Source organism: Deltaproteobacteria bacterium, from assembly GCA_016234845.1.
In the GTDB taxonomy this organism is placed as follows: domain Bacteria; phylum Desulfobacterota; class Deferrimicrobia; order Deferrimicrobiales; family Deferrimicrobiaceae; genus JACRNP01.
Map to the genome: position 1 here is coordinate 1 of JACRNP010000045.1, position 4,744 is coordinate 4,744.

At 67.3% G+C, this 4,744-nt stretch carries 6 protein-coding genes; 4 read left to right on the forward strand and 2 right to left on the reverse strand.

What is annotated here, in order from left to right:
* Together HZB86_04075 and HZB86_04080 are read right to left on the reverse strand one after the other, a co-directional pair.
* A partial coding sequence (locus HZB86_04075) for an acylphosphatase (GenBank protein MBI5904716.1) occupies positions 1-396 on the reverse strand: 396 nt, incomplete at its 3' end.
* Between the two features lie 8 nt (positions 397-404).
* Positions 405-869, reverse strand: coding sequence for a HyaD/HybD family hydrogenase maturation endopeptidase (locus tag HZB86_04080; protein MBI5904717.1), 465 nt, complete (start codon positions 867-869; stop codon positions 405-407).
* A gap of 300 nt (positions 870-1,169) precedes the next feature.
* Here HZB86_04080 and hypB point away from each other — a divergent pair, with 300 nt between their 5' ends.
* From hypB to HZB86_04100, 4 genes are all read left to right on the forward strand, one after another.
* Complete coding sequence (gene hypB / locus HZB86_04085) at positions 1,170-1,868, forward strand: hydrogenase nickel incorporation protein HypB (protein MBI5904718.1); 699 nt, start codon at positions 1,170-1,172, stop codon at positions 1,866-1,868.
* Complete coding sequence (locus HZB86_04090; GenBank protein MBI5904719.1) at positions 1,835-2,176, forward strand: hydrogenase maturation nickel metallochaperone HypA; 342 nt, start codon at positions 1,835-1,837, stop codon at positions 2,174-2,176. Before hypB ends, HZB86_04090 begins: the two co-directional genes overlap by 34 nt.
* Before the next feature lie 160 nt (positions 2,177-2,336).
* Positions 2,337-3,419 (forward strand): hydrogenase small subunit, encoded by a 1,083-nt coding sequence (locus HZB86_04095; protein ID MBI5904720.1) that lies wholly within the window; start codon positions 2,337-2,339, stop codon positions 3,417-3,419.
* Positions 3,420-3,468: 49 nt separating this feature from the next.
* Positions 3,469-4,744 (forward strand): nickel-dependent hydrogenase large subunit (locus tag HZB86_04100; protein ID MBI5904721.1); only part of this gene is annotated, 1,276 nt, incomplete at its 3' end.

Below are 4,744 nucleotides of genomic sequence, written 5' to 3' on the forward strand. Positions count from 1 at the left end.
CGTGCAGTTGGTGAACGGGTAGAGGTGCCTGCGATCGTTCGGGTCGGACAGCTCGGCGGCGCATTCGGCGCAGGTCGCGATGTCCGGCGGGATCGTCGAGAGGGCGATTCCTTCCGTCCGGCTCCGGAGGATCCGGAATCCGGCGGCGTCCGAGGGGCGCACCCTCCGCGATGTGAGGCGGGTCACGCGCGCGGCAGCCGGGATCTCCCCGCGGAAGAGGGACCGGAACCGCGCGATGGCGGCCCGCGACCCCTCCACGCGGACGACGACGCCACCGGGGGTGTTCGCGACCCACCCGTCGAGGCCGCAGCGGGACGCGATCCGGTGGACGAACGGGCGGAACCCCACCCCCTGGACGACGCCGCGGACCGTGATCTCGAGCGCCGACCTCGCCACTTCTTCCGCTACACCCGGCGGGAGGCCGCGAACGCCGCGATCTCCCCCCGGATCTTTTCCACGATCTCCCCGAAACGGTCCGAGACCGCCGGGGACAGCTCGAGGCTGTACGTCGCGATGTCCGCGGGGACCACTCCGAGGATGAGCACGTCGGGGAGGGTGCCGCGGAGGCGCATCATCCCGAGAGTGTCGGCGAGGTTCAGGTCGTGGAGCGACCACGACGGGGCGCCGGATCCGGCGAGATCGTCCGGGCGGAGCCGGACCACCGTCCCGGGCGGGAGCGGCGCGCCCACGGCGTCGACGAGGACGACGCGCTCCTCCCCCTCGATGAGGTTCAACAGGGTGGCGCCGGCCACGCCGCCGTCCACATACTCCGCGCCGGGCGGTTCCCCCCGGGCGGAGAGCTCCCGCACGACGTGGACGCCGATCCCCTCGTCGCGAAGGAGGATGTTCCCGACACCGATGACCCGCATATTGCCCCCCGGATATGCAACTGCGCCTTCGAGACTCCCTCTTCGGCTGCGCCGCCTCGGAGGGGGGACTCCGTTCGTGGCTCGCCGTGCGGTGCACCTGCACGGCTGTGCCCCCCGTTCTTCCTGCAGCGGGGGTACCCCAGGGAGCGCATTTCGTCCGGGAGTGGGGCGCTTTACCTCACTTCGCCCCCCCTCCTGCGGCGACTCCGCCGGACCCTCCCTTACGATGCCGTATTAATGTAACGGTGTGCTAAGTGTAGCAGAACGGATGGCGGTGGCCGGTGTGGTATCCTGACCCGCATGGGCACCGGAGGAAAGGTCCGCGTCGAGGTGGAACGGTCGATCCTGCGGGCCGCGGACGAGGCGTCGCGCGGGATCCGCGAGCTGCTGCGCGAGCGGGGGATCTACGCGATCAACCTCATCTCCTCTCCCGGATCCGGGAAGACCACGCTCATCGAGGCGTTGCTGTCGCGCTTCGAAGGCAAGGGCGGCGTGGCGGTCGTCGAGGGGGACATCGAGACCGACATCGACGCGGAGCGGATCCGCCGCCTGGGCGTGCAGGTCCGGCAGATCAACACCCGATCCTCGTGCCACATCCTGCCGGAGCAGCTTCTGCGGGCCCTCGCGGAGATGGACCTGTCCGGCACGCGTCTGCTGATCGTCGAGAACGTGGGGAACCTCGTCTGCCCCGCGGAGGTGCCGCTGGGCGAGGACACGCGCGTCGTCCTTCTGAGCGTCACCGAAGGGGACGAGAAGCCGCTCAAATACCCGCTGGTGTTCCGGACGTCCGACATCCTCGTCATCACGAAAACCGATCTGCTCCCCCACGTGCGGTTCGACGTTTCGCGGGTTCGCCGCGCCGCGCGCGCCGCCAACCCCGAAGTCGAGATCTTCGAGACGTCCGCGGTCACGGGGGAGGGGCTCCCCGCGCTCCTCGACCGGTTCGAGTCGCTCGGAGCGGCGAAATGCACGAGCTCGGCGTCGCCAACGAGATCCTGAACATCGCGCTTTCGGAGTCCGACCGCCACGCCGCGAAGAAAGTGGTGTCGATCCGGCTTCGCGTCGGGGTGCTGCGCGCCATCGAGCCGGGGAACCTCTCCTTCCTCTTCGGTCACGTCGCCCGCGGCACCCCGGCCGACGGGGCGGTCCTCGAGATCGACGAGGAGCCGGTCCGCGTGGACTGCCCCTCTTGCGGCGTATCCGATGCCCGTTCCATCCCCTGGGAATGCCCGACGTGCGGCGGCGCCGGCATATCCGCCACGGGCGGGGAGTCCCTCGAAATCGTCTCTCTCGAACTGGACGCGTAGCGCATCCGCAGCCGGCCCTCTGGCGGTATCGAGAACATTTAGCGGTTTCTCGCCGGTACATAAAACAATCCGAATTCGCTTGTAACGTATTGAATCACCGGGCGGATATTCTTCTTGACAGAAATAGAACCGTTTTTTAAAAATAATGGAAGCATTCCAAATGTTACCGGTGCAGGAGGCGCAGATGCTCACGAGGCGGGGGGAAGGTCTCAGTCGGCGCGAATTCGTCCGGATCGCGGGAACGACCCTGGCGGCGCTGGGGTTTTCCGGCGCGCTCACGCCGAAGCTGGCCCGCGCCCTGGAAAATGCGGCGGCCGGGAGGCCCAAGGTCGTCTGGCTCCACTTCGCAAGCGACACGGGGTGCACGGAGTCGCTCATCAAGTCGGACCACCCGAACACGGCGGAGCTGGTGCTCGACATATTGAGCGTCGACTACCACGAGTCGATCATGGCCGCGGCGGGAAAGCAGGCCGACGAGGTGCTGGCGAAGGCGGTGGCGGGGAAGGATTACATCTGCGTCGTCGAGGGCGGGATCCCCACCGTTCCCGGTCACGGGATGATCGGCGGGCGCGAGATGCTCGACATCGCGAAAGAGGTGTGCGGCAACGCGAAGGCGGTGGTCGCCATCGGGTCGTGCGCGGTCGACGGCGGCGTCCCGGCGGCCAAGCCGAACCCTTCGAAGATCCTGGGCGTCGACCAGGCCCTCAACATGAAGGGAAAGGTCGTGAACCTTCCGTGCTGCCCGGTGAACCCGGAGTGGCTGATCGGAACGGTGGTCTACGTACTGACCATCGGCAAGGTCCCCGAGCTCGACGACAAGGGCCGCCCGAAGATGTTCTACGGCCGGAAGATCCACGACAACTGCCCGCGCCGGACCCACTTCGACGGCGGTCGTTTCGTGGAACAGTTCGGCTCGAAGGAGGAGGCCGCAGGGTACTGCCTCTACAAGATGGGGTGCAAGGGGCCCGAGGCGTGGTCGGAGTGCCCGAAGACGCGCTGGAACTCCAAGGAGTCGTGGTGCATCGAGATCGGCTCCCCGTGCCTGGGGTGCTCCGAGAACCAGTGGACCGACAACTTCGCCCCGTTCTACGAGAAGCTCGCCAACGTCGCCCTGCCGTACGGCGACATGACCGCGGACAAGGTCGGCGTCGGCATCGCGGTCGCGACCGGCGCGGCAATCGCGGGGCACGCGGTCCTCAAGGCCGCCCGCGGGAAGTCCGGCGACGCGGCGAAGAAGGAATAGGCCGCGCCTCCAACGGTTCTTATAAGGAAAAGGACGAGAGGGAGATCCCATGGCAAAGCGAGTCGTGATCGATCCCATCCCCCGCATCGAGGGGCACCTCCGCATCGAGGTGGAGGTGGAGAACGGCAAGGTCAAGGACGCCTGGAGCTCCGGGACGCTGTTCCGCGGCTTCGAGATCATCCTGCAGGGGCGCGACCCGAGGGACGCCTGGTTCATCACCCAGCGGATCTGCGGCGTATGCCCCGTATCCCACGGGCACACGAGCACGCTGGGGCTGGAGGACGCGTTCAAGGTGAAGCCGCCCGACAACGCGCGGATCATCCGGAACCTGATCGAGGGCGGGCAGTTCGTCCACTCCCACATCCTCTGGTTCTACCACCTGAACGCGCTGGACTACGTCGACGTCGTCTCCGCCCTCCAGGCGAAGCCGAAGGAGAAGTCGCTCCAGGACGTGCAGGGGAGGGTGAAGAAGTTCGTGGAGAGCGGGCAGCTCGGGCCGTTCGCCAACGGCTACTGGGGGCACCCCGAATACAAGCTGCCGCCGGACCTGAACCTCCTCGCGGTCGCCCACTACCTCGAGGCGCTGGAGATGCAGAAGGAGGCGTCGGCGGTCGTGGCGCAGCTCGGCGGGAAGATGCCGATGCACATGAGCACGCCCCCGGGCGGTACGACGTTCGTCCCCACCGTCGAGGTGATGGACAACGTCATCTGGCGGCTGAAGAAGATCCAGCACTGGGTGGATACGGTCTTCCTCCCCGACGTGCTGGCGATCGCCCCGTACTACATCAAGTACGCCGGGATCGGCAAGGGCGTGGGGAACTACCTGTCGTGGGGCGTCTTCGAGGACGCCTCCTTCGATCCGAAGAAGCGGGTCCTGCCGCGCGGCGCGATCTTCGGCGGGAAGCTCGCGGCCGTCGACGTCGACGGCAAGGAAGTGAAGGAGTACGTCGACCACTCCTGGTTCACGCCGGAGTGCGGGAACCGTGCCCCGATGGACGGGAAGACGGAGCCGAAGTTCACGAAGATGGGGGACACGAAATATTCGTGGCTGAAGGCCCCGCGGATCAAGGACCAGCCGATGGAGGTGGGGGCCCTCTCCCGCGTGCTGGTCGCCTACGTCTCGGGGAACGCGAAGGTGAAGTCGATGGTGGACGGCACGCTCAAGGCGCTCGGGCAGGCGGGGCACCCGGAGGTGCTGCTGTCGGTGCTGGGCCGGATCGCCGCGCGGGTCCTCGAGACCAAGCTGGTGATCGACGGCATGATCGACTGGACCGGGGAGCTCTTGGGGAACCTGAAGGCGGGAAAGACGCAGACGTACGCGCTGA